The 26767-nt window shown below is 70.0% G+C and carries 24 protein-coding genes and 1 pseudogene; 15 read left to right on the top strand and 10 right to left on the bottom strand.

The features are described 5' to 3' along the window. Positions 1-12 precede the first annotated feature (12 nt). From FHU35_RS11920 to FHU35_RS11905, 4 genes and pseudogenes are all read right to left on the bottom strand, one after another. Positions 13-2040 (bottom strand): hypothetical protein, encoded by a 2028-nt coding sequence (locus FHU35_RS11920; RefSeq protein ID WP_145738574.1) that lies wholly within the window; start codon positions 2038-2040, stop codon positions 13-15. Positions 2041-2081: 41 nt separating this feature from the next. After that, positions 2082-3323 carry an ATP-grasp domain-containing protein gene (locus tag FHU35_RS11915; RefSeq protein ID WP_145738572.1) on the bottom strand — a complete coding sequence of 414 codons (1242 nt, stop codon included), beginning with the start codon at positions 3321-3323 and terminating at the stop codon, positions 2082-2084. Positions 3324-4064: 741 nt separating this feature from the next. Further along, positions 4065-4202 (bottom strand): annotated as a pseudogene (locus FHU35_RS29610) (OsmC family protein); the annotation flags it as partial. A gap of 177 nt (positions 4203-4379) precedes the next feature. Further along, positions 4380-5036 carry a LysE family translocator gene (locus FHU35_RS11905; protein WP_145738569.1) on the bottom strand — a complete coding sequence of 219 codons (657 nt, stop codon included), beginning with the start codon at positions 5034-5036 and terminating at the stop codon, positions 4380-4382. 263 nt (positions 5037-5299) lie between these two features. Between FHU35_RS11905 and FHU35_RS30170 the strand changes: the two genes are divergently transcribed. Both FHU35_RS30170 and FHU35_RS11900 read left to right on the top strand, forming a co-directional pair. Then, on the top strand, positions 5300-5428 hold the full coding sequence (locus FHU35_RS30170) for a hypothetical protein (protein WP_281290234.1): 129 nt from the start codon (positions 5300-5302) through the stop codon (positions 5426-5428). Between the two features lie 389 nt (positions 5429-5817). Next, on the top strand, positions 5818-6027 hold the full coding sequence (locus FHU35_RS11900; protein ID WP_145738566.1) for a hypothetical protein: 210 nt from the start codon (positions 5818-5820) through the stop codon (positions 6025-6027). A gap of 31 nt (positions 6028-6058) precedes the next feature. Here the strand turns inward: FHU35_RS11900 and FHU35_RS11895 are convergent, their stop codons facing one another. Then, complete coding sequence (locus FHU35_RS11895) at positions 6059-6886, bottom strand: MOSC domain-containing protein (RefSeq protein WP_145738564.1); 828 nt, start codon at positions 6884-6886, stop codon at positions 6059-6061. 259 nt (positions 6887-7145) lie between these two features. Between FHU35_RS11895 and FHU35_RS11890 the strand changes: the two genes are divergently transcribed. The 7 genes from FHU35_RS11890 to FHU35_RS11860 all read left to right on the top strand — a co-directional run bounded on the left by FHU35_RS11890 (position 7146) and on the right by FHU35_RS11860 (position 12847). Continuing rightward, positions 7146-8339: a DUF418 domain-containing protein gene (locus tag FHU35_RS11890; protein ID WP_246110253.1), complete on the top strand. Its 1194-nt coding sequence runs from the start codon at positions 7146-7148 to the stop codon at positions 8337-8339. A gap of 268 nt (positions 8340-8607) precedes the next feature. Further along, positions 8608-8970: a BlaI/MecI/CopY family transcriptional regulator gene (locus FHU35_RS11885; RefSeq protein WP_145739936.1), complete on the top strand. Its 363-nt coding sequence runs from the start codon at positions 8608-8610 to the stop codon at positions 8968-8970. Continuing rightward, a complete protein-coding gene (locus tag FHU35_RS11880; RefSeq protein ID WP_145738561.1) occupies positions 8967-9920 on the top strand; it encodes a M56 family metallopeptidase in 954 nt (317 codons plus the stop codon). Before FHU35_RS11885 ends, FHU35_RS11880 begins: the two co-directional genes overlap by 4 nt. Before the next feature lie 104 nt (positions 9921-10024). After that, the gene (locus tag FHU35_RS11875) at positions 10025-10726 is read left to right on the top strand and encodes a DsbA family protein (protein ID WP_246110252.1); all 702 of its coding nucleotides are present in this window, start codon (positions 10025-10027) and stop codon (positions 10724-10726) included. Beyond that, complete coding sequence (locus FHU35_RS11870) at positions 10723-11568, top strand: cytochrome c biogenesis CcdA family protein (protein ID WP_145738559.1); 846 nt, start codon at positions 10723-10725, stop codon at positions 11566-11568. Before FHU35_RS11875 ends, FHU35_RS11870 begins: the two co-directional genes overlap by 4 nt. Positions 11569-11622: 54 nt before the next feature. After that, positions 11623-12138 (top strand): isochorismatase family protein, encoded by a 516-nt coding sequence (locus FHU35_RS11865; protein ID WP_145738557.1) that lies wholly within the window; start codon positions 11623-11625, stop codon positions 12136-12138. Positions 12139-12418: 280 nt separating this feature from the next. Then, the gene (locus tag FHU35_RS11860; RefSeq protein ID WP_145738556.1) at positions 12419-12847 is read left to right on the top strand and encodes an OsmC family protein; all 429 of its coding nucleotides are present in this window, start codon (positions 12419-12421) and stop codon (positions 12845-12847) included. Between the two features lie 77 nt (positions 12848-12924). On the opposite strand, the gene FHU35_RS11855 is transcribed toward FHU35_RS11860, so the two are convergent. The 5 genes from FHU35_RS11855 to benA all read right to left on the bottom strand — a co-directional run bounded on the left by FHU35_RS11855 (position 12925) and on the right by benA (position 20939). Then, positions 12925-13260 carry a hypothetical protein gene (locus FHU35_RS11855; RefSeq protein WP_145738555.1) on the bottom strand — a complete coding sequence of 112 codons (336 nt, stop codon included), beginning with the start codon at positions 13258-13260 and terminating at the stop codon, positions 12925-12927. A 191-nt stretch (positions 13261-13451) separates the two neighbouring features. Beyond that, positions 13452-16187 carry a helix-turn-helix transcriptional regulator gene (locus tag FHU35_RS11850; RefSeq protein WP_145738554.1) on the bottom strand — a complete coding sequence of 912 codons (2736 nt, stop codon included), beginning with the start codon at positions 16185-16187 and terminating at the stop codon, positions 13452-13454. Positions 16188-16303: 116 nt separating this feature from the next. Continuing rightward, positions 16304-18979, bottom strand: coding sequence for a benzoate 1,2-dioxygenase electron transfer component BenC (benC, locus tag FHU35_RS11845; RefSeq protein WP_145738553.1), 2676 nt, complete (start codon positions 18977-18979; stop codon positions 16304-16306). 11 nt (positions 18980-18990) lie between these two features. Continuing rightward, positions 18991-19533, bottom strand: a complete 543-nt coding sequence (gene benB, locus FHU35_RS11840) for a benzoate 1,2-dioxygenase small subunit (RefSeq protein WP_145738552.1) — start codon at positions 19531-19533, stop codon at positions 18991-18993. 11 nt (positions 19534-19544) lie between these two features. Then, positions 19545-20939: a benzoate 1,2-dioxygenase large subunit gene (gene benA / locus FHU35_RS11835; protein ID WP_145738551.1), complete on the bottom strand. Its 1395-nt coding sequence runs from the start codon at positions 20937-20939 to the stop codon at positions 19545-19547. A 241-nt stretch (positions 20940-21180) separates the two neighbouring features. Here benA and FHU35_RS11830 point away from each other — a divergent pair, with 241 nt between their 5' ends. From FHU35_RS11830 to FHU35_RS11805, 6 genes are all read left to right on the top strand, one after another. Next, complete coding sequence (locus FHU35_RS11830; RefSeq protein ID WP_145738550.1) at positions 21181-22089, top strand: LysR substrate-binding domain-containing protein; 909 nt, start codon at positions 21181-21183, stop codon at positions 22087-22089. Then, a complete protein-coding gene (locus FHU35_RS11825; protein WP_145738549.1) occupies positions 22086-23189 on the top strand; it encodes a mandelate racemase/muconate lactonizing enzyme family protein in 1104 nt (367 codons plus the stop codon). Before FHU35_RS11830 ends, FHU35_RS11825 begins: the two co-directional genes overlap by 4 nt. A gap of 32 nt (positions 23190-23221) precedes the next feature. Further along, positions 23222-24073, top strand: coding sequence for a catechol 1,2-dioxygenase (catA, locus tag FHU35_RS11820; protein WP_145738548.1), 852 nt, complete (start codon positions 23222-23224; stop codon positions 24071-24073). Between the two features lie 32 nt (positions 24074-24105). Further along, positions 24106-24387 carry a muconolactone Delta-isomerase gene (catC, locus tag FHU35_RS11815; protein ID WP_145738547.1) on the top strand — a complete coding sequence of 94 codons (282 nt, stop codon included), beginning with the start codon at positions 24106-24108 and terminating at the stop codon, positions 24385-24387. 86 nt (positions 24388-24473) lie between these two features. After that, on the top strand, positions 24474-25748 hold the full coding sequence (locus FHU35_RS11810) for a benzoate/H(+) symporter BenE family transporter (protein ID WP_145738546.1): 1275 nt from the start codon (positions 24474-24476) through the stop codon (positions 25746-25748). Between the two features lie 226 nt (positions 25749-25974). Continuing rightward, positions 25975-26760: an IclR family transcriptional regulator gene (locus FHU35_RS11805; RefSeq protein ID WP_186459389.1), complete on the top strand. Its 786-nt coding sequence runs from the start codon at positions 25975-25977 to the stop codon at positions 26758-26760. Positions 26761-26767: the final 7 nt, after the last annotated feature.

Genomic DNA, 26767 nt, shown 5'->3' with positions numbered 1-26767 from the left:
GCCGCGGCGGGGTCAGCTCTTCGGGTCCTTCGAGGCCTGCAGGCTCCCCGCCGGCAGCCGCTCGGCTCCCCAGCTGCGCTCGATGAAGCCCATGATCCGTTCGACGTCCTCGGCAGGCACGCTCTCCGGCTCCATCCGCTCCAGCGGGTCGAGGTGGAAGATGTAGAGCCGGGACGCGAACTGGTCGAACGGGAGCGAGGCCTCGCCGAACCGCTCGCCGTTGCCCGCGGTGGACACCACGACGCCGTCGCCCCAGTCCTGGCCGCTGTCGTTGTTCGGGTTGAAGAAGTAGACGCGCGTGACCTCCTGCGGATCGGCCGCGACCCGCAGGATCGTGATCGCGTGCCATCCGATGTAGCGCGCCGCGCTGTCGGTCACGGCCACGCCCGCGGGCTGCGGGTGGATCAGCGGTCGGCCACCGTTGTAGGAGGGGTGGTAGCTGGCGTGGAACTCCCGCAGGAACTCGTCGAGGTCGATGAGGTTGCCCGTCGCCACATCGACGTTGATCCGGAAGCCTCGTGAAGCCCACCAGCCGTGGAACTCCGGGTTGACCCATCGGTGCGGGTCCCCGGGCCGATCGGCGCAGCGGCGGCCCATCTCCGCGTAGATCCGGTCCAGGTGCGGCACGACCAGCAGCGAGACCGGGTCGAGGTCCACCGGCATCGCGGTGGCGACACCGGCCGCGAGCTCCTTCGACGAGATCGGCTGGCCCTCGAAGTGCATGATGACCTCGTCGTCGCGGGCCGCCCACACCACCATCTGCAGGAGGTAGTCGGGGTCGTTGTAGGCCCACATCGACAGCGCCCTGGCCGATTGGCAGGTCGGGTTGTCCCCCTGCCCGACCCCGAGCGGCTGGCCCAGCATCGACAGGACCCCGGCGGTGAGCCTCGCCTCGGCCGACGGCTGCTCACCGAAGGCCAGGGTCAGGCGCTCCCGCGCGGCCGGGGACAACTCCAGCGCGAGCTGGCGCCACAGCGCGGGCACCACCGGCGGCTCGTAGAGGATGCCGCGGTCGAGCAGCAGCGCCAGACCGTACACGCATTGCGCGGTCTGCGGGTGCACCGCGGTCTCGATCAGCTCGTGCACCAGGTGGCTGAAGCGCAGCAGGCAGTTCCGCCCCGTGTCGGAGAGCCCGAGCGCCTCCCCCACCAGGTAGTCGCTCTCGTTGAGCACGAAGCGCAGCAGCTCGGCGTGGTACGGCGACACCAGCCCGGTGTCGTGCATCGCGCGGGCGAAGCCGCTGGCCTCGTACTGCAGACCACCGGTGTCCATCGCCTCCAGCCGGGAGCGGAAGACCTCCACGCCCGGGTCGTCGCGGCACACCTCGGTGGTCCCGAACAGGCTGCTGATGAGCCGGTCGATGCCCTGCCCGGACGACGCGCCCAGGTCGATCTCCGGGTCGCCCCGGTAGACGGCGATCCGGGTGATCAGCGCCTGCACCTGGTCGACCTGGATGGGCCGCTGACGCAGGATCCGCCAGATCTCGTCGACCAGCTTGTCCAGGACCGTTTCGTAGCCGACGACCTCGGCGAGGTGCCGGAACAGGTCCCTGATCAGGTGCGCGATCCGGCCCTGCTTGATCCGCTCCGCCTCGCTGGGCGCGGTGAACAGCAGCTCCAGGTTCATCGCCATGACCTGGGACAGGAACTGGCCCGCGTCCTCGGCGGAGATCGTCGGGTGCGCGAACTCACCACGGGACACGGCGAGCATCCGCAGCTCGCTGACCGCTTCCATCACGACCGTGTCCACGTCCCTGCTTCGCAGACCGGGGCCCACCAGCGAAGGGATGAGGATCTCCGGGGAGGCCCAGTCCGTGCCCAGGAACAGGCCGGCTTCCTCCAGCGCCTGCGCCCGGACCTGCACGGCGGCGGCACCACCTGGCTGCAGCAGCACACGCCGCAAGGATTCCAGGACCCGCCGCAACTTCGCGTGCTTGCCGAAATCGGGGGTCTCGGCCATGGCCTGGATCGCGCCGTCGAGCGAGGCCACGCGCTTGTCGAGCGTCGTGGCCTGGCCCGTTGCGTCCGCGGTCGGTTTCAAGGGCTTCCCTCTGGTAGGTCTCTCCTGCGTCGACGGTGTCGTCAGACGTAGAAGTCGAGCTCTTCCTGCTCCTTCAGCACTTCGCGCATCCGGTAGGGGTCCTCACCGAAGAAGTACAGCAGACCCCAGTGGGTGCCGAACGCGGTCCTCTTCGTGACCGTTTCCTCCAGCGGCGCCGAGAGGTCGTGCGAATCATAGTAGTCGTCGTCCTCGGTCTGCTCCGGGATCTGCAGTTCGTTGACGACGCGGCGACGGGGGTAGACGCCGAAGCAGCCCGCGACCCCGTGGGAGTCGACGACCTCGCGCGGGAAGAACGCGTCGATCTCCTCCTCGGTGGTCTTGGGGTCGAAGGCCAGCACGAGACCCTGGTAGGCGTTGAAGCCGTAGGCGCGTTCGAGGAGCTCGAAGACCTTGAAGCCCGGCGGCCGGTAGGCGACCTCGCCGAAGTACATCTCCCCGTCGCTGGTGACGAAGTACTCGGGGTGGATGAAGCCGAACTCGATGTCGAACGTCTTGATCAGCTTCTCGATCTGGGCGGTGATCTGCGGCCTGTACCGCTCCAGTTCCGGGGTCGCCGGGACGAACACCGAGTAGCCGAGGCTGACGTACTCGGAGATGTTCAGGAACTTGATCTTGCCGTTGTGGATCCACGCCTCGACGGCGAACTCCCAGCCGTCGAGGTGCGACTCCATCAGGACCGGGAACTCCTCGTCCGGGATCACGTCGATCTCGTCCGGGGTGCGGATGACCCGGTGTCCCAGGCAGCCGGCCTTGTCGAACGCCTTGAGGTGGATCGGGTCGTTCGGGTCGCCGTCGAGCTTGAGCAGCGTCTGGTTGACGCGCTTGAGGAAGCGGATCACGTCGTCCCGGTCGTGGGCCTCCTCGAAGATCCCGACCCGGATGCCGCCGAGCTGCGCGCGGCGCTTCATCAGCGCCTTGTCGCGCAGCAGCATCGCCTGGCCGAACAGGCGCGGGTTGTCGAGCAGCACGGAGTTGATCGCCCCCGCCCACTCCACCGTCTCCTCGAACAGCGGGATGGCGACGTCGACGCCCTTGTCCTTCAGGGTTTCGGCGATCTCCATCGAGCGGTCGTTGAGCCGCTCGAAGTTCCACGGCACGTAGGGGATGTCGTGCTCGACGCAGTACTTCTCAGCCCAGTCCGGCGCCACGACGACGTACCGCCGATCGAACCGGTCGAGCGCCTCGACAGCGTTGAGGCTCCAGCCAAGGAGAGCTACATATCCCTTATCCGCGTTCTTGGTGACCGGTTCTGGCTGTGACATGGGCCGTTCCTCCCTTTTCGGCGAGTCCATTTCTGGGGTGGCGGACACGACCGAGCCCCGGTCTGTTCCGCGGTGTGCTGAAGGCAGGACCTGGTGACCACCGACGCATCGGCCCGGCTCCCGCGGGCATGCGTCGCTGGCGTCCTTGCTGAGAAGTGGCCGGGTCAACCGGCCCCGAATTCCGTGATTCCGCGACGATCTGCGCATCGAATCGAGGCACGTCGTGCGGACCTCTCCGGCCCAGGTACTCGTCTTCGACCTCTCCCCGCTCGAACGTCGCGGGCGAGGAGTGCGCTCGTGCAGCCGACTCCGGTGAGCGGCGCGCGGCGATCAGGATATGGGTCGACCTCGCAGAGCCGTGGTCGCGCGCGGTGTTGGCAATCGCATCAGGCTCTCCTCCAGACAGGTGATCCAAGCAGACATGCGAACATGCCCCCGCGCGAACGCGCCGGTCAAGATCCTCTGAAGGGTAACATCCCTCACGCTCAATTTTGATTGCCCCAGGGCAACGTCTTTACCGGACCCGCACCGGAGGAGCTCCTGCCTCGTTCAAGTCGCCGGGCGCGGTCTCGCGCGGCGAGCCGGATCAGCGGAGACCACCACCTACCGCCGCAGCCCGCGCCACCAGCAGTTCACCGAGACTACCCCCAGTCCCACAACGGTTTTCACCTGGGCGCGATGGTCGCATCCGCTCGGCGGTACCGCGCGGCAGGGATGCGGGAACCCTGCCGCGCGGTGCTGTCACGCCGAGAGTTCCGTCCTGGTCGGAGTTTCGTTGCGGAACAGGTCGAGAACCGGGCAGTGCTGGTCGACGTGGCGGCGGAGTTCTTCGTAGCGCTCCGGGGTTTCCGGTCCGCTGAGGTCGACCCGCACCCGCACAGCGCACGACGCACAGCGGACCGCCACTGCGCGATACCGAACTCGAAGGCGATATCGCCGGTGTGAGCCGGTTGGCCGTCCCATTCCGCGGCGGTCATGTCGTCTCTTCACCTCTCGCGCGGGGTGTTTCCCGTGCACGTGGACGCGAGCTGCGGGAACCCGGGCGAACGAGGAGGGTCAGCTCCGTGCCGCGTTCTCGAACGCGACGCGAATTCCGAGGAGCACCATCACCGCACCGGTCGCCGCTTCCAGAGTTCGTCTCACGCGGTCACGAGCGAGCGCCTCGCGCAACGCACCCGCCAGCCACGACGTGAGGCGCCACCAGAGCAGGGCGACACCCACGAACACCAGGGTCAGGACGAACGAGGTGAGTGCACGGGGCTCGTGGGAACCGATGAACTGCGGCAGCAGGGTCAGGAACAGCAGAGCGATCTTGGGGTTGAGCAGGTCGCTGACGAACCCCTGCCGGAAGGCGGTGCGCCGACCGAGGCGAACGCCCGGTGGCGCCGCCGCCGCGACAGCCGCGGGATCGGAGACCTGGTGGCGATCCCGCCAGACCTTCCACAAGGTGCTCACGCCGAGCCAGAACAGGTACGCGGCGCCGGCCAGCTTGATCGCGGTGTAGGCCGAAGCCGAGGCCGCGAGGATCGCCGACAGACCCGCGACCGAGGCGGCGGCGTGCACGAAGATGCCGCTGCACACGCCCAGACCGGTCCACCACATCGCGCTGCTGCCACCGCGGAGGCTGTTGCGCAGCCCCAGCGCCGTGTCCGGCCCCGGAACCACGGTCAGCACGATCACGACGACGAGAAACGGTACGAACTGTTCAGGCACATCTCCCCCACTCGCTCACCTCGTGGAACCACGCGCGGGCCCGCCGAACCAGCCCTCTTCAGCGCGCGAAACATCTCCCCGGTGAGGTACTCCTCGTCCCACCCGCGACCGAGCCTATCCCCCGCGAAGACGACAGGACGCGATGCGCATCGCCGTCACCCGATCCTAGGAATCCTCCAGTGCCCCAAGTCACCTGATTCCTGCAGGACGCGCATTTCGTTGAAACGAACACGATTCACGCGAGGGCGCCGAACGAGAAGAGGATGACCGGAGCAGAACGGCGGAATGACGCCGAGATGAATCCCGAGGGGCCGGATTCGCTGCCGCGCTCTCCCCGCCCGACCGACCACCCGGCACCGGCACCGGCACCGGGCACCGGGCACCGGCACTAGGCACAAATCCGCGGCCCGGTCAACGCCGCGTCGATCGCCTCTTCGGGTCGAATCCCAGTTTTAGTCCTAACTGAGCCGACATTTCGGACATGATCATGGCTCGGTTTGGACTAAAACTGGGCCACCAGCCCTACCCCCGAGGCGGGACGGAACACCGCTCGGGCTCGGTCCGCCGAAGTGCCGTTGCTCCTGCTGCGCTGACGCGGGCGGCAGACGGCACGGTGATCGGCTACCCGGCATTCACTTGACGGCGTTACATGGGCGTTCATCAGGGATAAGTTGGTGCACCTCGTACTACCGGTAAATCACATAGCGTTGACTTGTGGCCGTTGCTGGGGATAGCTTCTCGGGACGTCCGACGAAGCAGCGAACCCCGAGGGCGAGACACGATGCGAAAACTGCAACCGGTGTGCGCGTGCCTCTGCAGCGCGGCCGGGCATCACGGAATCTGCCAGGAAACCCCGGCACCCGGCTGCCTCGCGCCAGCGGGCTGGCTGACCAGCATCCCGAAGGGCGACCTCTGCCGAGCGTGCTTCGCCGCGGCACACCAACGCCTCGCCCCCGTCACCGAGCCGCAGCGCGCGCCGGTGACCACCTGAACCTCGCTCCGGCGTCAGCCCCGCCCGTGTTTCAGAGCTCCGAGTCGCCCCACGAATCAACCCGTGCCTCGTCGCCCACCGCGAGTTCACCGGGCTCGACGACGGAGAGCTTGATCCCGAACGCCAGGCCACCTCGCGCCGCGCGGCGATACGTCGCGAGCGTCCGCAACGGCTCCGGACCGTCCTTGGCACCCGTGCGCTGATCGACCATCGGGACCGCGCAGCGGATCGCGAGCTTCGCGTAGGCGAGCGTGGCGCGGTCGGCGGTCAACCAGCGGACCCGGTCCTCGAGGTGGGGCTCCGCCCACCCGTCGACGACGACGTTGGGGCGAAACCGCTCCACCGGAGCCGGTGGCTCGCCTCGGCCGGTCAGGCGCGCGTTCAGCCCGCCGAGGGAAGCCTGCGAGAGGAGGTGCACCGCGCTGCTGTCCGCGTAGTGCGACAGCCCGGAAACCCAGCCGTCGGCGACGCGACGGCGTTCCGGCGGCACCCGCACCAGCCGCGACGGCGCGCCGAGGACCTCGGACAACCACGCCGCGACCTCCTCACCCTGGTCGATTCCGGGGTGCGCCACTCCGAACATCTCCACGTCCCGCCGCGCCGCGTCCAGGTCGACCTCGACCTGGACGTCCGCTGCACCCGGCGCGCCGACCACGAGGTTCCGGCCGTCCTCGCTGACCGCAGGCCGGAGCGTCGCGAGCAGGGGGTCGCGTCGCTGGGTGCGGGCCACCCCGCGGTCGTCGACGACCATGAAGGCGCGATCCTGCGGCAGACCTGTCGGTTCCACGGTCGCCCGCTCCAGGTGCACACCCGCGCAGCCCTTGATCGGGTAGGAGATCAGTGCTGAGATCACGGCCATCAGGTCTCTCCCCAGGTTCGGTCACGGTCCGCTTCGAATGATGTCGGGTCCGAGCGGGAGTTCGGGCGAACTCGACCCGAATGTGCCCCATCGCACCGAGCTTCCACCGCCTGTGCCCCTCCGAGCGGTGCGCACGAGAGTCGCGGCCCGCTGCGGCGGTGTCGGCCAGGAGTACTAGTGAGGCACTGGCCCAAAGTTCTAGTCGGCGGGGCTCTACGGTTGATCCGGGAGGCCGATCTCGGATGTGACTGTGTTCCTCGTGACTTCCACGACTCTCGTCATGGCCGACGAACACGATCCTCCACAGCAGCCGGAACGGACCAGGCTGGTCGGTCTGGACGTGGCCCGCGGACTCGCCGTGTTCGGCATGTTCGCGGCGCACACCGTGCCTCCGACCACCTGGCTGTCCAGTCTCGTCACGGGTCGCGCGGCCGCACTGTTCGCGGTGCTGGCCGGCGTGTCGATCTCGCTGCTCAGCGGCGGTTCACAACCTCACCGCGGGCCTCGGATGCGGATGTCCCGGGTGCGGATCGCCGCGCGTGCGGTCTTGCTGTTCGCACTGGGCCTGGCGCTGACCACCCTCCAGGTGCCCGCGATGGTGATCCTGGCCTTCTACGGCGTTCTCTTCCTGCTCTCGGTCCCGCTGCTGCGGCTGCGGGCAGGCGCGCTGGCGGTGCTGGCCGCGGTGCTGGCGATCGGCGGACCCCTGCTGTCCTTCGTCCTGCGGCGGGGAATCGACACCAACGTGCTCGGCTACGCGCCCCAGTTCAGCGATTTCGGTTCGCTGGACGGGCTGTGGACGCTGACCCACAGCCTGCTGCTCACCGGCGCGTACCCGGTGGCGACCTGGCTCCCCTTCCTGCTGGCCGGTATGGCGGTGGGCAGGCTCGACCTGCTCGCGGTGCGCGGCAGGCTCGTCGCGTTCGGCGCGGGACTGGGAGTGCTCGGCTACGGCGGCTCGTGGATCGCGATGAACCCGCTCGGCGGCGAGGAGGCGCTACTGGCGGTGCTGCCGCCCGGACTTCCGCCGGAGATCCTCGACGTCCTGATGTCCACCAGCCTGGGCACCGCACCCACGACGTCGGCGGTGTGGCTGCTCACCGCCTCCGCGCACAGCGGAACCCCGTTCGAGATCATCGGTTCCACCGGAGTCGCCCTCGCGGTGATCGGCTCGTGCCTCTGGGGACAACGACTGCGCCGAGCACTGCTGCCGATCTCCTCGGTGGGAGCGCTCGCCCTGACCGCCTACGCCGGACACCTGCTGGCGCTGAAGGCCTTCGGTGCCGAGCGGCTGGGCCAGACCATGCAATCGGACCCCTACCTGCCGTGGCTCGTCCTGGTGGCCGCGACGGTCCTGATCACCACGATCTGGCGCGCACTGCTGCACCGCGGACCGCTGGAGTGGATCCTGCACCACGCCTCCACCGCACCGGCGCGCCTGATCGCCCGCTGAGCAACATCACGATCACCGCGAACCGCAGCGACCGGCGAGCCGCTGCGGTTCGTCCCGTCGTTGCCGCGGGTCTGCGCAGGCCTCGGTGGTTCGGCCGACCGCACGCCCGTGGAACCGGCTCGAAGGCCTCAGGCCACCACGGGCACACCGGACTCGGCGGCGTCGCCGAACCGGTCGTCGATGAGAACCTGGACGTGGTGGTCACCCGCACGAGGACCCGCGTCGATGATCCACTCCGTCACCTAGCATGGCCGGGGTGGGAGGTGCGATGCACGGGCTCGGCGAGTTGGAACTCAAGGTCATGGACGTCTTGTGGCGGTCGGAGGCACCGCTGCGCGTGCGCGACGTCCTCGACCGGCTGCCGCCCGAGCGCCGGTTCGCCTACACCACGATCATGACCGTCCTCGACCGGTTGCACGACAAGGGCTGGCTGGAGCGCACCCGGACCGGGCGCGCCTACCGCTACTCGCCCGCACGCTCGCGGGGAGAGGCGAGCGCGGACCTGCTCCGCGAGGTGCTCGACTCCTCCGGCGATGCCGAATCGGTCCTGCTGCACTTCGCCGCCTCGGTGTCCGAGCGCGAGTCGGAGCTGCTGCGGCGAGCGCTGGAGAAGGGACGCGGACAGCCATGACGATCGCCATCGGGTTGCTCGCGGGAGCGATCGCGATCGCGGTCTTCGGTCCTCTCTACCTGCGCCTCCTGCTCCACCCCCGGGTCGCTCCCGGCATCGCGCTGGCCGGTTGGGTGACCTCCCCGCTGGTGGCGGTGGCGTCCGCGATCGCAGGAGCGACGCTGCTGCTGATTCCGAACAACGCGTCCGTCGACGGCACCATCGGCATGGCCAAGAGCTGCGTCAACGTCGTGCACGGCCAGGCGGCGGCTTGGGAGCACCTGTTCCGGCTCGCCGGCGCGGCGCTGGTGACGATCGCGGTGCTGCGCGTGCTGGTCGTCACCGTCAGCCAGGTCCGCAAGGATGCCGCGCTGCGCCGACGGCACCTGACCGCCGTACGACTGCTCTCCCGCGAGGACCCGGACTCTCGGGTGCTGTGGCTGGACCAGGACCAGCCCGTCGCCTACAGCGTCGGCGGCCGCCGCGGCGCGATCGTGGCGACCACCGGTGTCCAACGGCTCGACGCCGAGGCCCGGGAGGCGGTCCTGGCCCACGAACGCGCTCATCTCTCGGGGCGGCACCACGCGCTGGTGCTGATCGTGACGGCGCTCGCCAAGGCGCTGCCGTTCGTTCCGCTGTTCCGCGCCGCAACGCCCGCGGTGCGCGTGCTGGTCGAGCTCTCCGCCGACGCCTCTGCGTCCCAGCGGTGCGGACCGAGATCGGTCCGCGCAGCCCTGCGCGCGGTCACCGCCGACGCCGTGCCCGCGACGTCGCTGGCGATGTCGGGTGAATCGACGCGACTGCGCCTGCACTGGCTCGGCTCATCCGCCCCCGGCGGTCGCCTGCGCGCGCGGTGCGCGGCCGCCGCCATCGCGTCCGCTTCCCCGGCGGTCCTCGCCGTGGGTGTCGTGGCGTGTCTCGTGCTCCTCTACTGCTTCTCCGCAACAGCCGTTGCGGGCACGTACCCGTGAGCTCTCCGCAGGTCGTCCATGGCACACCTCACCGGTCCCGGCTCACCTACTACAGCTCGTCGTAGGTAGGGTCGTGGCGCCCGAGCGAAGGAGAGTGGAGACCGGTGGGCGGCACGAGCACGAAAAGGAAACTGCTGTACGGAATCGCGGGGGCGCTCGCCCTCGTGGCCGCGGTCCTGCTGGGCAAGATGCTGGCCACGCAGGGCGGGTCGGACGAGCAGCCGACAGCTCAGGCCCCGCAGGAGAAGCCCCTGGCCAAGCTGGCGCGCCGGGCCCCCGACGACCCGCTGGCGCTGGGCAGGCCGGACGCACCGGTCGTCATGATCAACTACGCGGAGCTCCGCTGCCCGTTCTGCGCCAAGTTCTCCCGGGACATCGAACCCGAGCTCATCAAGCGCTACGTCGACGCGGGCGTTCTGCGCCTGGAGTGGCGGGACTTCCCGATCTTCGGTGAGGAGTCGCTGGAAGCCGCGAAGGCAGGCCGCGCCGCAGCCGCCCAGGGCAAGTTCTGGGAGTACACCGGCGCGATCTACGCGGACGCCCCGGAGAAGGGCCACCCGGCCCTCCCCCACGACAAGCTGGTCGACTACGCCGGGCGGGTCGGGATCACCGACATCGCGAAGTTCGAAGCCGACATGAACGACCCCGCCACGTTCTCCGCCATTCAGGCCGACGCCACCGAGGGCTCGCAGATCGGCGTGTCGAGCACCCCGACCTTCGTGGTCAACGGTGAGCCGATCCTCGGAGCCCAGCCGCTGGAGCAGTTCGCGGCCATCATCGACCAGGCGAAGGCCGAAGCGGGATGAGCGAGATCGGGCTGCTGGGAGCGTTCCTCGGCGGGCTGCTCACCTTGATCAGCCCGTGCTCGGCGATGCTGCTGCCGTCCTTCTTCGCCTACGCCTTCGACGGTGTCGGCAAGCTGGTCGCCAGAACCGCCGTCTTCTACCTCGGGCTGGCCACCACGCTGGTTCCGCTCGGCGCCGCCGCGGGGTTCTTCGGGGCGCTGCTGACCCAGCACCGCACGACCCTGACCCTGGTCAGCGGACTGGTCCTGATCGGCCTGGGGATCCTGCAGATCTCGGGCAAGGGCTTCGGATTCAGCGCCGCCCAGCAGCTGACCGGCCGGATCCGCATCGCCTCGGGGCTCTCGGTCTACGCGCTCGGCGCCGTCTACGGCCTGGCCGGGTTCTGCGCCGGACCGCTGCTGGGCAGCGTGCTCACGGTCTCGGCCGCCGGGGGCCAAGCGGTCTACGGCGCGATCCTGCTCGCCGTCTTCGCCCTCGGCATGGCGTTCCCGCTGTTCCTGCTGGCGTTGCTCTGGGAGCGGTTCCGGCTCGGGCAGCGGGCGTGGTTGCGCGGGCGCGAGGTCGCGATCGGCCCGCTTCGCCTGCACGCCACCAACATCATTTCCGGACTCGTCTTTGTGGTCATCGGCCTGATGTTCGTCCTCACCGAGGGCACCGCGAACCTCGGCGGTCTGACCGATGTGGACACCCAGTTCGCGGTTCAGGCGTGGCTCCAGCAGATCATCGCCGGCGTCTCCAACACCTCCGTGCTGCTCGCCCTCACGCTCATCGCCCTCGCCGCGGTCCTGTGGAAGATCCTGCGCAGCCGCGACGACACGACCTCCGGGGGCGAGAAGGGCTGACCGCCCTGGACGGCCGCGTAGACTCGCCCCACCAGCCTCCACCAGGGAATTCTCATGCCGTTGCTGCGTGCCGACGACTCGGTGCTGCTCGTCGTCGACCTCCAAGAGCGCCTGATGCCGGCGATCGCCTCTGCGGACGCCGTGCTGGACAAGACCACGCGGCTGATCCGCGCCGCCGGGCTCCTCGGCGTCGACGTCCGCGCGACCGAGCAGAACCCGGCGGGTCTGGGAGCAACTGTCGCCGACATCGCGAACCTGCTCCCCCGCCCGGCGGAGCTCAAGACGAGCTTCGGCGCTGAGATCGACCCCGGCGACGGGACCGTGATCATCGCCGGGTGCGAGGCCCACGTCTGCGTCCTGCAGACAGCGCTCGCCCTGCGCGCGAGCGGACGGGAGGTCGCTGTCGTGGCCGACGCCGTGGGCAGCCGCTCGGAGCCCGACCGCGAACGCGCTCTGGACCGGATGCGGGCGCACGGGGTCGACGTGGTCACCGCGGAGATGGTCATGTTCGAGTGGCTCCACGACAGCGACAACCCCGCGTTCCGCGACGTCCTCCGGCTGATCAAGTGACGCCGGCCCGAGCTCACAGCTGCCCGGCGGCACCGCGCGCCCACTGACTCCACTGTGGACTGATCTTGCGCCCGGTGGCCGGCCGCGAGGACCACCACGATGCGGCACGCTCGCGCGGTCGCGAGCCGACTCCCCGCACGACGGGTCTGACCACGGCATCGGAGACGAATTCGCGTTCCCCCGCGCCACGTGTTGGGCGTGAGGCGGTCAGGTGTGGTCGGATGCTGGGTGGCGCTGCGGCGAGCGCAGTGCCTCAGCGTTCGACGAGGAAGGAACCGGCATGGCCACTACGCGCACCGCGCACACCGTCTGGCAGGGCACGCTGCTGGAGGGCACCGGCGAGGTAGCTCTGGACTCCTCCGGAGTCGGGCAGTACCCGGTCTCCTGGCCGTCCCGCGCGGAGGAGCCCAACGGCAAGACCAGCCCCGAGGAGCTGATCGCCGCCGCGCACTCCAGCTGCTTCTCCATGGCGCTCTCGAACGGCCTCAGCCAGGCGGGCACCCCGCCCACCAAGCTCGAAACGCACGCGGAGGTGTCCTTCAAGCCCGGCGACGGGATCACCGGCATCCACCTGACGGTGCGAGGCGAGGTGCCTGGAGTCGACGAGAACGCCTTCGTCAAGGCCGCCGAGGACGCCAAGGCGAACTGCCCGGTGAGCCAGGCGCTGACGGGCACGACGATCTCACTCTCGGCTTCGCTGGCCTCCTGACACCACACGCGGCTGCCTTCGTCCGGCGAACCGGGCGAAGGCAGCCGCGATCAGTTCTCCGCGCGTCCTAGCGCGCCTCAGCTCGCGTTCGGCCCGCTGACCCGGTCGCGCGAGCTCTCCCAACGGCCTTCCACGTCCTCCTGGGACTCGACGACCTCCGAGAAGTCGTGCTCCGAGCGCTCGTCGAGGGCACGGGCGATACCGGTCAGGGCGCGGGCGCCCTTCTCACCCGCGTTCGCGAGGGAGACCACCAACTCGTCGGGGAAGCTCGGAAGCGCTCCCGCTCCACCGTCGTCCTGAGCCGAGGAATCCACGGCGTTCTCCCAGGCCGCGTTGAGCTGTCCCAGGGCATCCAGCACGTTGCGCCAGATCGTCAGCTGCTCGACATCGGGTTCCGGTGTCTGGTCGCTCATCGCGCTCGTTCCTCTCGTTCGAAGGACTGCTGCGAACCGGGCTCGCGAAGCTGCGCGCACGCGAGCACCTCGGTCATCGCCATTCGTACCACGCATCGCAGGGGCGCCCCCGTCGCCGGGGAACCGCGCTCGGCCAAGACGGACCACCTGCCCCGCGAAACACCCTGTCAGCGAGACCCTTTCGAAGTTGCTCAGTCCTCGGTTTCCGCTTCGAGAGCCGCGATGTGCCGGGCGGTGAGCTCGGTGCGCGAGCGGATGCCGAGCTTCGCGTAGATCCGGGTGAGGTGGTACTGCACGGTCTTGCTCGACAGGTACAGCTCCGCCGCGACCTCCTTGTTGGACAGACCTCGCGCGACCAGCCGCGTCACCGCGTCCTCCTGCGGGGTCAGCGTCGAGTCCGAGCGGGTGGCGTGCACGCCACCCGCTTTCAGCTCGCGGTCGCACCGTTCCACGTAGGTGGTCGCTCCCATCGCGGCGAACCCGTCGCGGGCGGTGGTGAGCGCGACGTCGGCGCGGGCGCGACGCCCGAGCCTCCGCAAGGTCTGGCCGTAGCTGAAGTTCATGCGGGCCTGGTCGTAGCGGACGGGTAGCGCGCTGATCAGCTCCAGCGCCTCCTCGAAGGACGCGGTCGCGGCGGTGACGTCGCCGCGCACACCGTGCAGGCGACCGCGGGCGGCGCAGAGCCGGGCCCTCGCCGTGCGGTGGTCGCGCTTGAGCGCGAGCTTCTCGTGCGGCACGAGGAAGTCGTCCGCTTCGTCGAGGCGCCCGAGCAGCACCAGCGCGGTGGCGTACATGTCGTGCCAGGGCCAGTGCCCGGGCTCGTCGACGCTGGAGGGCTGGGTGGACCGGGTGAGCGGGTAGAGCGCCCGCACGACCCCGGCCGAATCGGCGCGCGCCTCGGCGACGTGGGCGCGCGCGAGCAGGCTCGGAACCCGCATGATCTGGTAGTCGCTCGCGCCCGTGTCGCAGCGCACCAGCACGTCCTCGGCGGCGGACCACTCGCCGCGCAGCGCGTGCACTCCCGCCGCGGTCCACAGCAGCAGCGGACCGGTCAGCAGGATGCCGGTGCTCTCCTGCAGCTCCAAGGCCTCGCGAACGGTCGCGAAGGCGGCGTCGCACTCCCCGGTGAGGAACTGCGTGCGCGCCAGCCACGCGCGCGCCCACAGCGAGATCCGGGCCGAACCGCCGAGGTAGCTGGTGGGGACTGAGCTCTCGAGGTCGATGCGGGCGTCGTCGATCCGGTCGGTGATCAGGTTGAGCCAGCCGCGCGCCAACATCGCGCGCTGCGCCTGAGCCCCGTGCCCCAGCCTGCCGGTCAACTGCTCGTAGTCGCGGCGCGCCTGCTTCGCTCGTCCGATCCCCGCCAGCCCCAGCCCGCGGATCGCCGCGGCTTCCACGGCCGGCGGCGTCGCGGCATCGCCCAGCTCGATCGCGCGATCTGCCCACCGCACGAGGTCGCCCCCGTCGTAGCGGGCGAGGGCGTCCAGGACGTAGCGCTGGCACACGATCGCCGCCGTCTCGGGTTCACGTTCCGCGCTCACGATGTCCCAGGCGCGGCCGAGCCGCGTGCCGGCTTCCGCCGAACGACCGCGCACGACCGCGAGGTAGCCGAGAACGGCGTCGCGGAGCGGTGTTTCGCGCAGGCTCTCCACCTCCGGGACCAGCGCTGCCGCGCGGAAGACGTCACCCGCGCCGATCAGGGCGTCGACGGCACGGGTGATCCGGGACTGCCGTTGCTGCGGGTCGTCGGTGAGCCGGCTGGCGTCGCGCAGCAGTGTGGCCGCCGTGCCCCACGCGCCCCCGGCGGCGCGTTCGCGGGCCAGGGCGTCCAGCCGCTCGGCGACCGCCGCGTCGGGAACGGGACTGGCCGCGACCAGCAGGCGCAGCGACCGGACCGGATCGTCGACGAGCTCCGACGCGCGGCGCTGCAGATCGGCGCGTCTCGCGGGGCCGAGACCGCTCAGCACGGCCGCACGCACCAGCTGATCGGGCGGGCTGACCTGGGTGAGCCCGCGCGGGGCCGGTTCCACGAGTCCCGCCTCGGCTGCCGCGTCCAGCATCGCCAGCGGGTCCGCGTCGAGTTCGGCCAGGATCATCACGTCCCGCACCGGCGTGTCGGTGCCGAGGACGGCCGTCGCCTCGGCGAACCGCCGGACCAGCGGTGAGCACTCCGCGAGCGCCCGCCGAACACGGGTGTCGACGGCAGCCGGAGCCGGGAGCGTCGGGTCGAACTGGGACCAGATGGCCCGGGGCAGCTCGGAGAGCAGTTCCACCGCCGGTTTCGGGCGGCCGGCGGTGTGGCGCAGCAACCTCCCCGCCATCGACGGGTGCAGCGCGACTCCGTAGGACGCCGCCAGCTCGCTGATCTGCTGGGCGTCCAGCCGCGGGATCCGGGGCCTGTCGGTCGCGATCCGCGGCAGCAGGTCGAGCACCGCCGGGTCCGCTCGGAGCTCGCCGGTGGTGGCCGTCGCCAGCACCCGGAGCCGCTTCTCGGGGTGATGGCGCAGGGTCGAGGCCAGGGTCTGCAGCGATTCCAGGTCGGCGAAGTGCGCATCGTCGATGACCAGCAGGGTGTCCAGGTCCAGTCGTCCGGCCAAGCCCGTGGCGGTGTCCAGGGGATGGGAGGTCGCCAGTCCCGGAAAACCTTGGGAGAGCAGGGCGTACGGGCGATCGGCCTCCCAGGGCGCTGCGGTGAGCCGATGGCGCGGCCCTTCACCGCGCCTCAGGAGGTGGTGGGCGACCGCGGACTTGCCGATCCCGGCGGGACCGGCGAGCAGGACGAAGCAGCCGGACCCCGCCCGGAGGCTCTGCTCCAGACCCGCCACCAGCTCCGCTCGCCCGATCAGCGAACCCGCCGCTCTCGTCACGTCCACCTCACGATCGTTGCCGACCAGGAGCGCGGTAGCCGCTACCTGCTCGTCCACCATGACGCATGGCTCGAGCAGCGACGAATCAGGTGCGGCGTGAGCACGGCGGTCCGCTCCCCGCGTCGTGCGGGGGCGGAGCGCCGCACCGGGACGCCGACGAGACCCGTGGGAGCCCATCAACCGAGGTCGCCGCCGGCGACCGGCAGCACCGTCCCGGTGATGTAGGAGGCTTCCTCGGACGCCAGGAACGTGATCGCCGCGGCCTGCTCGTCCAGCGTGCCGTAGCGCTTCATCAGCGACGTGCCCACGGTCTGGTCGATGTGGGCCTGGAACCAGGCGCGCTGCTCGTCGGTTTCCAAGGGCTCGCCACCCCGGGAGATCCGCCTCGGCGGCGCGTCGGTACCGCCCGGCGCGGCGGCGACCACCCGCACGCCCGAATCGGCGCACTCGAACGCCAGCGAGGCCGTGATCGCGTTGATGCCGCCCTTGGCCGCCGAGTACGGGATCCGGTGGATCCCGCGCGTGGCCGCCGAGGAGACGTTGACGATCACGCCGCTCCCCCGTTCCGCCATCGCCGGCAGGGCGGCGTGGCACGAGTACAGGGTCGTCATCAGCGAGCGGCGGATCTCGGCCTCGATCTGGTCCGGCGTGAACTCGGTGAACGGCTTGAACCAGATCGCCCCGCCGACGTTGTTGATCAGCACGTCGATGCGCCCGAACCGGGCCAGCGCCGCGTCCACCACCGATTGGGCGCCCACGGCGGTCTCCAGATCGGCCAGCACCGGAATCGCTTCGCCGGGCAGTTCCCCGGCCAAGCCTTCGATGATGTCCGAGCGGTCGGCCAGCACGAGCGAGCCGCCTTCGGCCGCGATCCTGCGGGCCACGTGCTCACCGATCCCCTGGGCCGCACCGGTGACCACGACGACCTTGCCCGCGAACCGGCCCGGGGTGACGAAGCGCGGCCGCTTCGCGGCGTCCGCCTCCGACATCGCCCGCCGCGTCGTGGTCTTCGAGCGATCGGAGTGCTCGGCGATCAGACGCCGGGCGGTGACGCGGTCGCCCGCTTCGAAGGCGCTGACGATGTCGAGGTGGTCCTGCGTGCAGCGCGGATGGCACCACGTCGCGTTGCGCAGGGTCGTCTCCATGTGGCCCTTGATGCCGAGCGCGCGGTAGGCCTTCAGGAGGTGCTCGTTGCCGGTGAGGGTGAACAGGTACTCGTGGAACGCGGCGTTGGACTCCGTGTAGGCCGCGGCGTCGACGAACCGGTCGCCGTCCACGTAGGGCACGGTCGACTCCGCCAGCAACCGGTACCCGGCGAGCTGCTGGGAGGTGAGCCGGCCGAGGGTGATGTCGACGGCGCCCAGCTCCAGGGCTCTCCGGGCCTCGAAAACGGCGTCCGACTCGTGCACCGAGGGGTGTTCCTCGCCGATCTCGTAGCACCCCGGCGACGGCGCGGGTTCGGGCTCGGTCAGCGCCGCGATGTCATCCCGGGCCGGCAGGACCTCCTGGCCCGCGATCGACCGGGCCCCGGCATCGCCGATCATCGGTTCACCGGGGTCGAGGACGTGGGTCCCGCCCCCACCGGGCCAGATCGTCTGGCCGGCGATCGCGCGCGCGGTGGCGCTCTCCTCCTCCTCCGCACGAGGCGAACCGGCGCGCAGGGGCGCGGCCGTCGTCGCGGGGAAGACGGTCTGCCCGGCCACCGCCCGGCTCGCCCCGGCTCCGGTCTCGGAACCGAGTTCGGCGGCCACGGGTTCCGGTTCCGCCGGTTCGGGCTCGGTGGGCTCCGGCTCCGGGACGACCTCCGGTGCTGCCGGGGCTTCGTCAGCGGGCTGCGCGCCGCTGGGCGCCGCGAGCGCGAACTTCTCGTAGTAGAACCCGGTCGGCTGGAACCCGTCGTCGCCGAAGTGCTTGCGCACGGCTTCGACCATCGGCGGCGGGCCGCAGAGGTAGACCGCGACATCGCCGTCGTGGAGGTGCTCGTCGCCGATGAGCGTGGTGACGTAGCCCTTGTGAGGCGCCTGGCTGCCCGGGTCCGCGACGCAGTAGTCCCAGGTGAAGTTCTCCAGCTCCTCGTCGAGTTCGCGCAGCGCCTCGAACTCCACGAGGTCGTCGTCGGTCGTGACGCCGTAGACGAGGTGCGCGGGCCGAGTCGATCCCGCGGCGCGCATGGTCCGCAGGATCGACAGGACCGGCGCCAGCCCGGTGCCACCGGCGAGCAGCAGCACGGGTCGTTCCGCCTCCCGGAGGAAGAAGCTGCCGTGCGGCCCGGTGAAGGTCAGCTCGTCACCGGGATTCGCCCGCTCCGTCAGGTAGTCCGACATCACGCCACCGGGAGAGAGCTTGATCAGGAAGGTCAGCCTCTTGTCGGCGGGCGCGCTGCTGAAGGAGTAGGACCGCGACTCCTCGGTGCCCGGCACCGCGATGTTGACGTACTGGCCGGGCAGGAACGCCAGGTGGTCGCGCTCGGGGGTTTCCAGGGTGAGCGCCACGGTGGTGGGCGAAAGCCGTTGCAGATCAGCGATCGTCGCCGAGTAGCTCGCCGCGCTGGTCTTGGCGACTTCCGAGGTGCTGGCGATCTGCAGCACCAGGTCCGTCTTCGGGGTCATGCTGCACGGCAGCACGTAACCGCGCTCGGCCTCGTCGGCGGTCAGCGCGTCGTCGATGTAGGTGCCGCCGTCGTAGTCGCCGGACTCGCAGAGCGCCTTGCACGTGCCGCAGGCTCCGTCGCGGCAGTCCAGCGGGATGTTGATGCGCTGCCGGTAGGACGCGTCGGCCACGGTCTGGTCGGGGTCGCACGTGATGAACCGGGTGACACCGTCCTCGAAGGACAGTGCGACTTGGTGGGTCATGACGGCCTCGCTCAGATGTGGTAGACGTCGACGACGTGGTGGATGTAGTCGTTCTTGAGCACCACGGTCTTCCGACGGATCAGCGGCGCCGGTCCGGAGAAGTCGATGGTGTAGAACGACGTCCCGTAGTACGCGTCCACGGTCTTGTACCGGAAGTACATGGTGTGCCAGTTGAAACGGACGTCGACGAGGTCACCACGGCGTTCGATCAGCTCGACGTTGCTGATGTTGTGGCTGGTGCGCGGTTCCGGGATCGACGTCGCGCTGGAGCGCTCGGTGCGGATGCGGAAGACGCGGTCCTCCAGCCCGCCCTTGTTGGGGTAGTAGATCAACGAGATCGAGGTCTGCGGGTCCGCGGACAGCAGGTCGTCGTCGCCCCAGGAGGGCATCCAGTAGACGACGTCGTCGGCGTAGCACTCCAACCACTTCTCGAACTCGCGGTCGTCGAGGTAGCGAGCCTCCCGGTAGAGGAACTGCTCGATGTCCTGCTGCGTGATCGGCTTGCCGGTCCTCGCGTCGGCGGAACCGTTCTCGGTGGTGGCGGCGATGGTCATCGGGAAGCTCCTCACGCGGTGGTGGACGGGGACACGGCGGAGTCGTCGGAGGTGCCGCCTCGTTCGGACTCGATGGCGGCCCGCATGACCTCCCGCCAGTAGCCGTGCTGGACGGGGTAGAGCCCCTCGTCCTCGTTCTTCTGGCCCGCGGAGATGACGCCCTGCATGTCGAGCGCTTCGGCGACCTCGTCGGGTCCGGTCAGCCAGTGCTCAGCACCGCGGCTCATGTCGTTCCACGGCGCGGCCGTCGCGCGGAAGGTGAGCTGGCAGGAGCGGAACTCCTCCAGGTCGTCGGGGGTGGCCATGCCGGAGGCGTTGAAGAAGTCCTCGTACTGGCGGATCCGCCACGCCCGGGACTCCGCGCTCTCCCCCTTGGGGGCGATGCAGTAGATGGTGACCTCGGTCTCGTCCGGCGCGATGGGCCGGAAGTGCCTGATCTGGGTGGAGAACTGGTCCATCAGGTACACGTTCGGGTACAGGCACAGGTTGCGGGATCCGCGGACCATGAACTCGCCCTTGGCCTCGCCGAACTCGTCCTTCAGCTCCTCCATGCGCGGCCACAGCGGCCGGTCCTGCGGGTTGCCGGCCCAGGTCCACAGGCACAGGTGCCCGTTCGGGTAGGACCAGTACCCGCCACCGGACTTGCCCCAGCTGCCCGCGTCGAGGGTCTTGGTGCTGTTCTTCGACTCGCCGGTGTTGCGGCGCGAGGTGGTGGCCGCGTAGTTCCAGTGCGTGGCGGTCACGTGGTAACCGTCGGCACCGTTCTCCGCCTGCACCTTCCAGTTGCCGTCGTAGGTGTAGGACGACGCGCCGTGCAGCACTTCGAGCCCGTCGGGCGACTGGTCGACGAGCATGTCGATGACCTTCGTGGTGTCGCCGAGGTGCTCCGCCAGCGGTTTCACGTCCGGGTTGAGGCTGCCGAACAGGAACCCGCGGTAGGAGTCGAACCGGGCGACCTTGGTCAGGTCGTGCGACCCGTCGGTGTCGAAGCTGTCCGGGTAGCCGGCGCCGTCGGGGTCCTTGACCTTGAGCAGCTTGCCGTCGTTGCGGAACGTCCAGCCGTGGAACGGGCAGGTCAGGGTGGTGCGGTTGTCCGTCTTGCGGCGGCAGATCATCGCGCCGCGGTGAGCGCAGGCGTTGATCAGGCAGTGCAGCTCGCCGTCCTTGTCGCGAGTGATCATCACCGGCTGCCGGCCGATGTAGGTGGTGAAGTAGTCACCGGTGTTCGGCAGCTGGCTCTCGTGGGCGAGGTAGATCCAGTTGCCCTCGAAGATGTGCTTCATCTCGAGTTCGAAGATCTCCTCGTCGGTGAAGATCCGCCGGTTGGCGCGGTACACGCCGGCCTCGGGGTCCTCGACGACGGCGTCGGCGACGACCGCGGACACGTGCTCCAGCATCTCGCTCATGGGGTCCTCCAGCGGCGCGGATCGGCTCTGATCGGGCCTTCGGCGGCGTTGTGCCGCCGTGGCTTGGCAGAGAACGATGACAGCTCGTGTCGCCGGTCACACCGGACAAGTGCCTAGCTCTGACCTAGGGTGCGATTCATAAGGCTGACTTATCAATCGACCGGAATCAGGTCTTTGTTCTCGATCACTTCGCTTCCTATCGTGAAGAAATCGGCGACAGGGACTGGGAGGAGGGCGAGCCATGGAGCTCAGGCACCTGCGCTACTTCGTCACCGTCGCCGAGACGCTCCACTTCGCTCGGGCGGCCGAGCAGCTGCGCGTCGCGCAGCCGGCGCTGTCGCAGACGATCCGCCAGCTCGAGAAGGAGCTGGGGGTGACCCTGCTGGCGCGCACGACGAGGCAGGTCCGCATCACTCCGGCGGGTGAGTTCTTCCTGGCCGAGGCGCATCGGGTCCTGGGGACGCTGAACGACGGGGTGCGCGGCGTGCAGCGCATCGGGGACGGCAAGCTCGGTCTCCTCCGGGTCGGGTTCACCGGCACGGCCGCCTTCTCGCACCTGCCGCACCTGGCCCGAGCGCTCGCCCAGCGGGTGCCGAACGTGGAGCTGGAGGTCCGCGCCGACCTGCTCACCGCCGACCAGTGCGAGCAGCTGCGCACCGGCGACCTCGGCGTCGGGGTGCTGCGCCCGCCGGTGACCGGTGAGGACATCGACTTCCGGGTCATCGAGGTGGAACCGCTGATCCTGGCGGTCCCGGCCGACCACCGGCTGGCCGTCGAGCCCATCGTGTCGATGACCGACCTGCGCACCGAGCCGCTGGTGGCCTACAGCCCGCGCAACTCGGTCGTGCAGGAGGCGGTCATCGGCAGCTGCCGCGAGGCCGGGTTCACCCCCGCACTGGAGCACGAGGCACCCGGCACCGCCGCGCTGCTCGCGCTGGTCGCCGGAGGCCTGGGGGTCGGCGTGGTGCCGGCCTCGGCCCGTTCGCTCCCGCTCGCCGGCGTCGTGTTCCGCGACCTGGCGGGCGCGGCGACGGTCGAGCTCGCCCTGGCGTGGCTCCGCGGCACCGAATCACCCGTCGTCGCAAGCGCCCTCGCCGCTCTCGAGGGCGTCTTCCCGTCGGCCAGACCAACAGCAGAGGTCCATCGATGAAGATCACCCAGGTCGAGGCGATCCCATTCGCCATCCCCTACAGCAAGCCCCTGCGCTTCGCCTCCGGCGAGGTGCACACCGCCGAGCACGTGCTGGTCCGGGTGCGCACCGATGACGGGATCGTCGGGGTGGCCGAAGCGCCGCCGCGGCCGTTCACCTACGGCGAGACCCAGGCGGGGATCATCGCGGTGATCGAATCGATCTTCGCGCCGCAGCTCATCGGCCTGAGCCTGGTGGAGCGGGAGGTCGCCCACGAGCGGCTCAACCGCACCGTGGGCAACCCGACGGCGAAGTCGGCGATCGACATGGCCATGTGGGACGCGCTGGGCCGCAGCCTCGACGTCTCGGTGACCGAGCTGCTCGGCGGGTACACCGACCGGATGCAGGTCTCCCACATGCTCGGCTTCGACGAACCGGCCGCGATGGTCGCCGAGGCCGAGATGATGCGCGACACCCACGGGATCACGACGTTCAAGGTCAAGGTCGGGCGACGCCCGGTCTCCCTGGACACCGCCGTGGTGCGCGCGTTGCGCGAGAACCTGGGCAGCGGCGCCGAGCTCTACGTCGACGGCAACCGCGGTTGGACGGCCGCCGAGTCGGCGCGCGCGATGAAGGAGATGTCCGACCTCGACCTGCTCTTCGCCGAGGAGCTGTGCCCGGCCGACGACGTGCTGGGACGCCGGTGGCTGGTGCAGCAGCTCGACGTGCCCTTCATCGCCGACGAATCCGCCGTCACCCCGGCCGACGTCACCCGCGAGATCCTCGGCGGGTCGGCCACCGCGCTGAGCATCAAGACCGCGCGCACCGGGTTCACCGGTTCCCAGCGCACCCAGCACCTCGCCGAAGGTCTGGGCTTGGAGGTCGTGATGGGCAACCAGATCGACGGCCAGCTCGGTTCGCTGTGCAGCGTGGCCTTCGGCGCCGCCTACCGGCTGACCTCGCACCGCGCCGGCGAGCTGTCCAACTTCCTCGCCATGAGCGACGACCTGCTGGCCGAGCCGCTGCGCATCAGCGACGGTGAACTCACCGTCCGCCCCGGCTCCGGCCTCGGTGCCGAGATCGATCCCGACAAGCTCCGGCACTACCGCTCGGATCGCTGATCCACCGCCCACCACGAATCAAGGAGGATTCCATGACCACCGCACACGACTCGGCCACCGCCGCCGCTTCCGGAGCCAGCGCGACCGAGCGGTTCAAGAGCGACAAGCCCTCCGGCGTGTCGGACACACCGCCGGAGCGGGTCAGCCTGCTCGCCCGCTCGGTGCTCGACGCCGTGCACTCCACCATCCGCGAGCACAAGGTGACCTACGACGAGTTCAACGCCCTCAAGGCGTGGCTGATCAGCGTCGGCGAAGACGGCGAGTGGCCGCTGTTCCTCGACGTCTGGGTGGAGCACGTCGTGGAGGACGTCGCCACCGAACACCGCGAGGGCAACAAGGGCACCATCGAAGGCCCCTACTACGTCCCGGACGCCCCCGAGCAGGGCGCGAGCGGGTCGGTGCCGATCCGGGACGACGAGCCCGGGACTCCGCTGACCTGGAAGGGCCGCGTCACCTCCACCGACGGATCGGCGCTGGCCGGGGCGAAGGTGGAGCTGTGGCACGCCGACGCCGACGGCTACTACTCGCAGTTCGCACCGGGCATCCCGGAGTGGAACCTGCGCGCGTCGTTCACCGCCGATGCCGACGGCAACTTCGAGATCCGCACGGTTCGTCCTGCGCCGTACCAGATCCCGACCGACGGGGCCTGCGGCAAGCTCATCGCCGCGGCCGGTTGGCACGCCTGGCGCCCGGCGCACCTGCACGTCAAGGTCTCCGCTCCGGGCCACGAGCAGCTGACCGCCCAGCTGTACTTCCCGGGTGACGCGCACAACGACGACGACATCGCCTCCGCGGTCAAGCCCGAGCTGATGCTCGACCCCAAGCGGGTCGACGGTGGCGAGGCCATCGACTACGGATTCGTCCTGGACCCGGCCGCGACCTGAAGAACCCCCAACAGTCCACAGGAGACACTCTCGTGCTTTACCACATCCGCATGGACGTGAACCTGCCGCCGGACATGGATCCGGAGGAACGAGCGGACCTCCTCGCTCGCGAGAAGGCCTACAGCCAGAAGCTGCAACGTGAGGGCAAGTGGCCGCACATCTGGCGGATCGCGGGCGAGTACGCGAACTTCTCGGTGCTCGACGTCGCCGACCACGACGAGCTGCACGCGCTGCTGTCCGGCCTGCCGCTGTTCCCGTACATGGACATCGAGGTCTCCCCGCTGGCGGTGCACCCGTCCAAGATCGCGGACTGAGCCGCCGCTCCACACACCGTTTTTCGATCGCCGGATGCCGGGTGCCGATCGTGGGCACCCGGCATCTTCCTGTCTGAGGGGGGATCTTGACCAGCACGCTGGACGAGGCCGACACCGAGAGGACGACCGGACGAGGGCGGTTCGAACGCCCCGGCTCCCCCGCCACCCGGCCGCACCGGGTGCTGCGGGACCTCAGCGGATCGTCGGCAGCGGGCGGGATCGTCGGGCTGGTGTTCTCCGCCACCGGCCCCATCGCCGTGATCCTCTCCGCGGGCACCCAGGGCGGACTCGGCTCGGCCCAGCTGGCGTCGTGGGTGTTCGGGGTGTTCTTCCTCAACGGCGTGCTCACCGCCCTCGCGTCCTGGGTGTACCGGCAACCGCTGTGCTTCTTCTGGACGATCCCGGGAACCGTCGTGGTCGGCTCCTCGCTGAACCACCTGACGTGGCCCGAAGTGCTCGGCGCGTTCGTCGTCACCGCGCTGCTCATCCTCGCGATCGGACTGACCGGCTGGGTCCGCAGGATCATGTCCGCCCTGCCCATGCCCATCGTGATGGCGATGGTCGCGGGCGTGTTCCTGCACTTCGGGCTCGATCTCGTCAGCGCCACGGGCGCGGACGTCGGCCTCGCCGTCCCGATGGTCATCGTCTTCGTCGCGCTGACCGCCTTCCCGAGGGCCGGTCGGCTGATGCCGCCCATCCTCGGCGCGCTGCTCGCCGGTGCGCTCACCGTCGCCGCGTCCGGCCGCTTCCAGCTGGAGGAGGGCGCGTGGCTCGCGCAGCCGCTGCTCCAGGCACCGGTGTTCTCGTGGCGGGCGATCGTGGAGCTCGTCGTGCCCCTGGCGATCACCGTCCTGGTGGTCCAGAACGGTCAGGGCGTCGCGGTGCTGGAGCAGGCCGGCCACGAGCCGCCGACCAACGTCGCAGCGATCCTGTGCGGGCTCTGGTCGTTGCCGATGGCCGCGGTGGGTGCGGTCACGACCTGCCTGGCCGGGCCGACGAACGCGCTGCTGGTGGCTTCCTGCGAGCGCTCCCGCCAGTACACCGCGGGCATCGTGTGCGGGCTCGGGGCGATCGTGGTGGGGCTGTTCGCACCGGCCCTGGTGCGCTTCATGCTGGCGACGCCTCCGGCGTTCATCGCCGTGCTCGGCGGCCTGGCGATGTTGCGCGCGTTGCAGGGCGCCTTCGTCACCGCGTTCCGGTCGCGCTTCAGCTTCGGCGCGCTCATCGCGTTCCTCGTGACGGTCTCCGGAGTGCACCCGCTCAACATCAACGCGGCCTTCTGGGGCCTGATCGCGGGCGTCGTGGTCTCCCTGACGCTCGAACGCACCGATTTCGCCGAACCCGACCCGCAGTCGGAGTGACCGCCCTCAGCCGAGCACGAGCTACGCCAGGTCCAGCACGAGCGGGATGCCGCCGAGCCTGCTGGGCGATCACGCGTTGAGCTGCGGCGATGTCGCAGGCCGGTCAGATCCGCCGCTTGAACGACGTGGGGTGGAATTTCACATCGTGGGATCCCGAGTGCGCGCCGTCACGGCGTCGGGCAGCGCACCGATGCCTCGTGAGGGCACGTGTGCCAGGATTCCCACCGTGAGCGAGGAGACTTCTCCTCCGGCGAGGACCGGAGCACAGGCCGTCGAGCGCGCGTTGAGGGTGATGCGCGCCCTCGAGGAGAGCGGAGAACCGCTCGGCATCACCGAACTGGCACGCCAGACGGCACTCACCATCAGCACCGCGCACCGGATGGCGAAAACCCTGGCCGACCGCGGACTCCTCGCCCAGGACCCGATCACCGAGCGCTACCAGCTCGGCCCGGCGCTGGTAGCGCTCGGCGAGAAGGCCGCACAACGCCTCGGGTACGATCGCGCGCTGCCCGCGCTGCGCGAGTTGTCCGCCACCACAGGCGAATCCATCAACCTGGGCATCCGTGCGGGAAACGACGTCCACGTCGCGCTGCACGTACCCTCACCGCAGCCGCTGCGCTTCGACCAGCCCGCCGGGACCACCGTGCCGCTGCACGTGTCGGCCATGGGGAAGTGCCTGCTCGCCTGCGTCGGCGAGATCGACGACCAGGTCGAGAGCCTCGGCAGCCTCCCGCGCGTCACCGACCGTTCGATCACTCAGGCCAAGAAGCTCAAGGCCGAGCTGGAACTGGTGCGGCAACGCGGCTGGGCCATCAACGACGAGGAGCGCAACCCCGGCGTCCGCGCGATCGCCGTCCCGGTTCTGCGGGGCGAGACCGCGGTGGCGGCGATCGCCGTCCAGGGCCCGTCGATCCGGGTCACCGAGGACCGCCTCGGAGACATCGCCGCCGAGCTGACGCGCACGGCCGGCATCATCGCCCCCGGGCTCGGCCCGTACACCGCACCGAAGTAGCGGAGCC

It is taken from the genome of Saccharopolyspora dendranthemae, from assembly GCF_007829955.1.
Classification (GTDB): Bacteria; Actinomycetota; Actinomycetes; order Mycobacteriales; family Pseudonocardiaceae; genus Saccharopolyspora; species Saccharopolyspora dendranthemae.
The sequence above is the reverse complement of the archived record's forward strand: the minus strand, read 5'-3'. Positions and strand labels throughout refer to the sequence as shown.

What these genes read in the sequence shown, in the direction of transcription:
- FHU35_RS11915 (WP_145738572.1), bottom strand. Translation starts at nt 3,323, where the DNA reads ATGTCACAGCCAGAACCGGTCACCAAGAACGCGGATAAGGGATATGTA.
- FHU35_RS30170 (WP_281290234.1), top strand. Translation starts at nt 5,300, where the DNA reads ATGACCGGAGCAGAACGGCGGAATGACGCCGAGATGAATCCCGAGGGG.
- FHU35_RS11900 (WP_145738566.1), top strand. Translation starts at nt 5,818, where the DNA reads ATGCGAAAACTGCAACCGGTGTGCGCGTGCCTCTGCAGCGCGGCCGGG.
- FHU35_RS11895 (WP_145738564.1), bottom strand. Translation starts at nt 6,886, where the DNA reads ATGGCCGTGATCTCAGCACTGATCTCCTACCCGATCAAGGGCTGCGCG.
- FHU35_RS11885 (WP_145739936.1), top strand. Translation starts at nt 8,608, where the DNA reads ATGCACGGGCTCGGCGAGTTGGAACTCAAGGTCATGGACGTCTTGTGG.
- FHU35_RS11880 (WP_145738561.1), top strand. Translation starts at nt 8,967, where the DNA reads ATGACGATCGCCATCGGGTTGCTCGCGGGAGCGATCGCGATCGCGGTC.
- FHU35_RS11870 (WP_145738559.1), top strand. Translation starts at nt 10,723, where the DNA reads ATGAGCGAGATCGGGCTGCTGGGAGCGTTCCTCGGCGGGCTGCTCACC.
- FHU35_RS11865 (WP_145738557.1), top strand. Translation starts at nt 11,623, where the DNA reads ATGCCGTTGCTGCGTGCCGACGACTCGGTGCTGCTCGTCGTCGACCTC.
- FHU35_RS11860 (WP_145738556.1), top strand. Translation starts at nt 12,419, where the DNA reads ATGGCCACTACGCGCACCGCGCACACCGTCTGGCAGGGCACGCTGCTG.
- FHU35_RS11855 (WP_145738555.1), bottom strand. Translation starts at nt 13,260, where the DNA reads ATGAGCGACCAGACACCGGAACCCGATGTCGAGCAGCTGACGATCTGG.
- FHU35_RS11850 (WP_145738554.1), bottom strand. Translation starts at nt 16,187, where the DNA reads ATGGTGGACGAGCAGGTAGCGGCTACCGCGCTCCTGGTCGGCAACGAT.
- benC (WP_145738553.1), bottom strand. Translation starts at nt 18,979, where the DNA reads ATGACCCACCAAGTCGCACTGTCCTTCGAGGACGGTGTCACCCGGTTC.
- benB (WP_145738552.1), bottom strand. Translation starts at nt 19,533, where the DNA reads ATGACCATCGCCGCCACCACCGAGAACGGTTCCGCCGACGCGAGGACC.
- benA (WP_145738551.1), bottom strand. Translation starts at nt 20,939, where the DNA reads ATGAGCGAGATGCTGGAGCACGTGTCCGCGGTCGTCGCCGACGCCGTC.
- FHU35_RS11830 (WP_145738550.1), top strand. Translation starts at nt 21,181, where the DNA reads ATGGAGCTCAGGCACCTGCGCTACTTCGTCACCGTCGCCGAGACGCTC.
- FHU35_RS11825 (WP_145738549.1), top strand. Translation starts at nt 22,086, where the DNA reads ATGAAGATCACCCAGGTCGAGGCGATCCCATTCGCCATCCCCTACAGC.
- catA (WP_145738548.1), top strand. Translation starts at nt 23,222, where the DNA reads ATGACCACCGCACACGACTCGGCCACCGCCGCCGCTTCCGGAGCCAGC.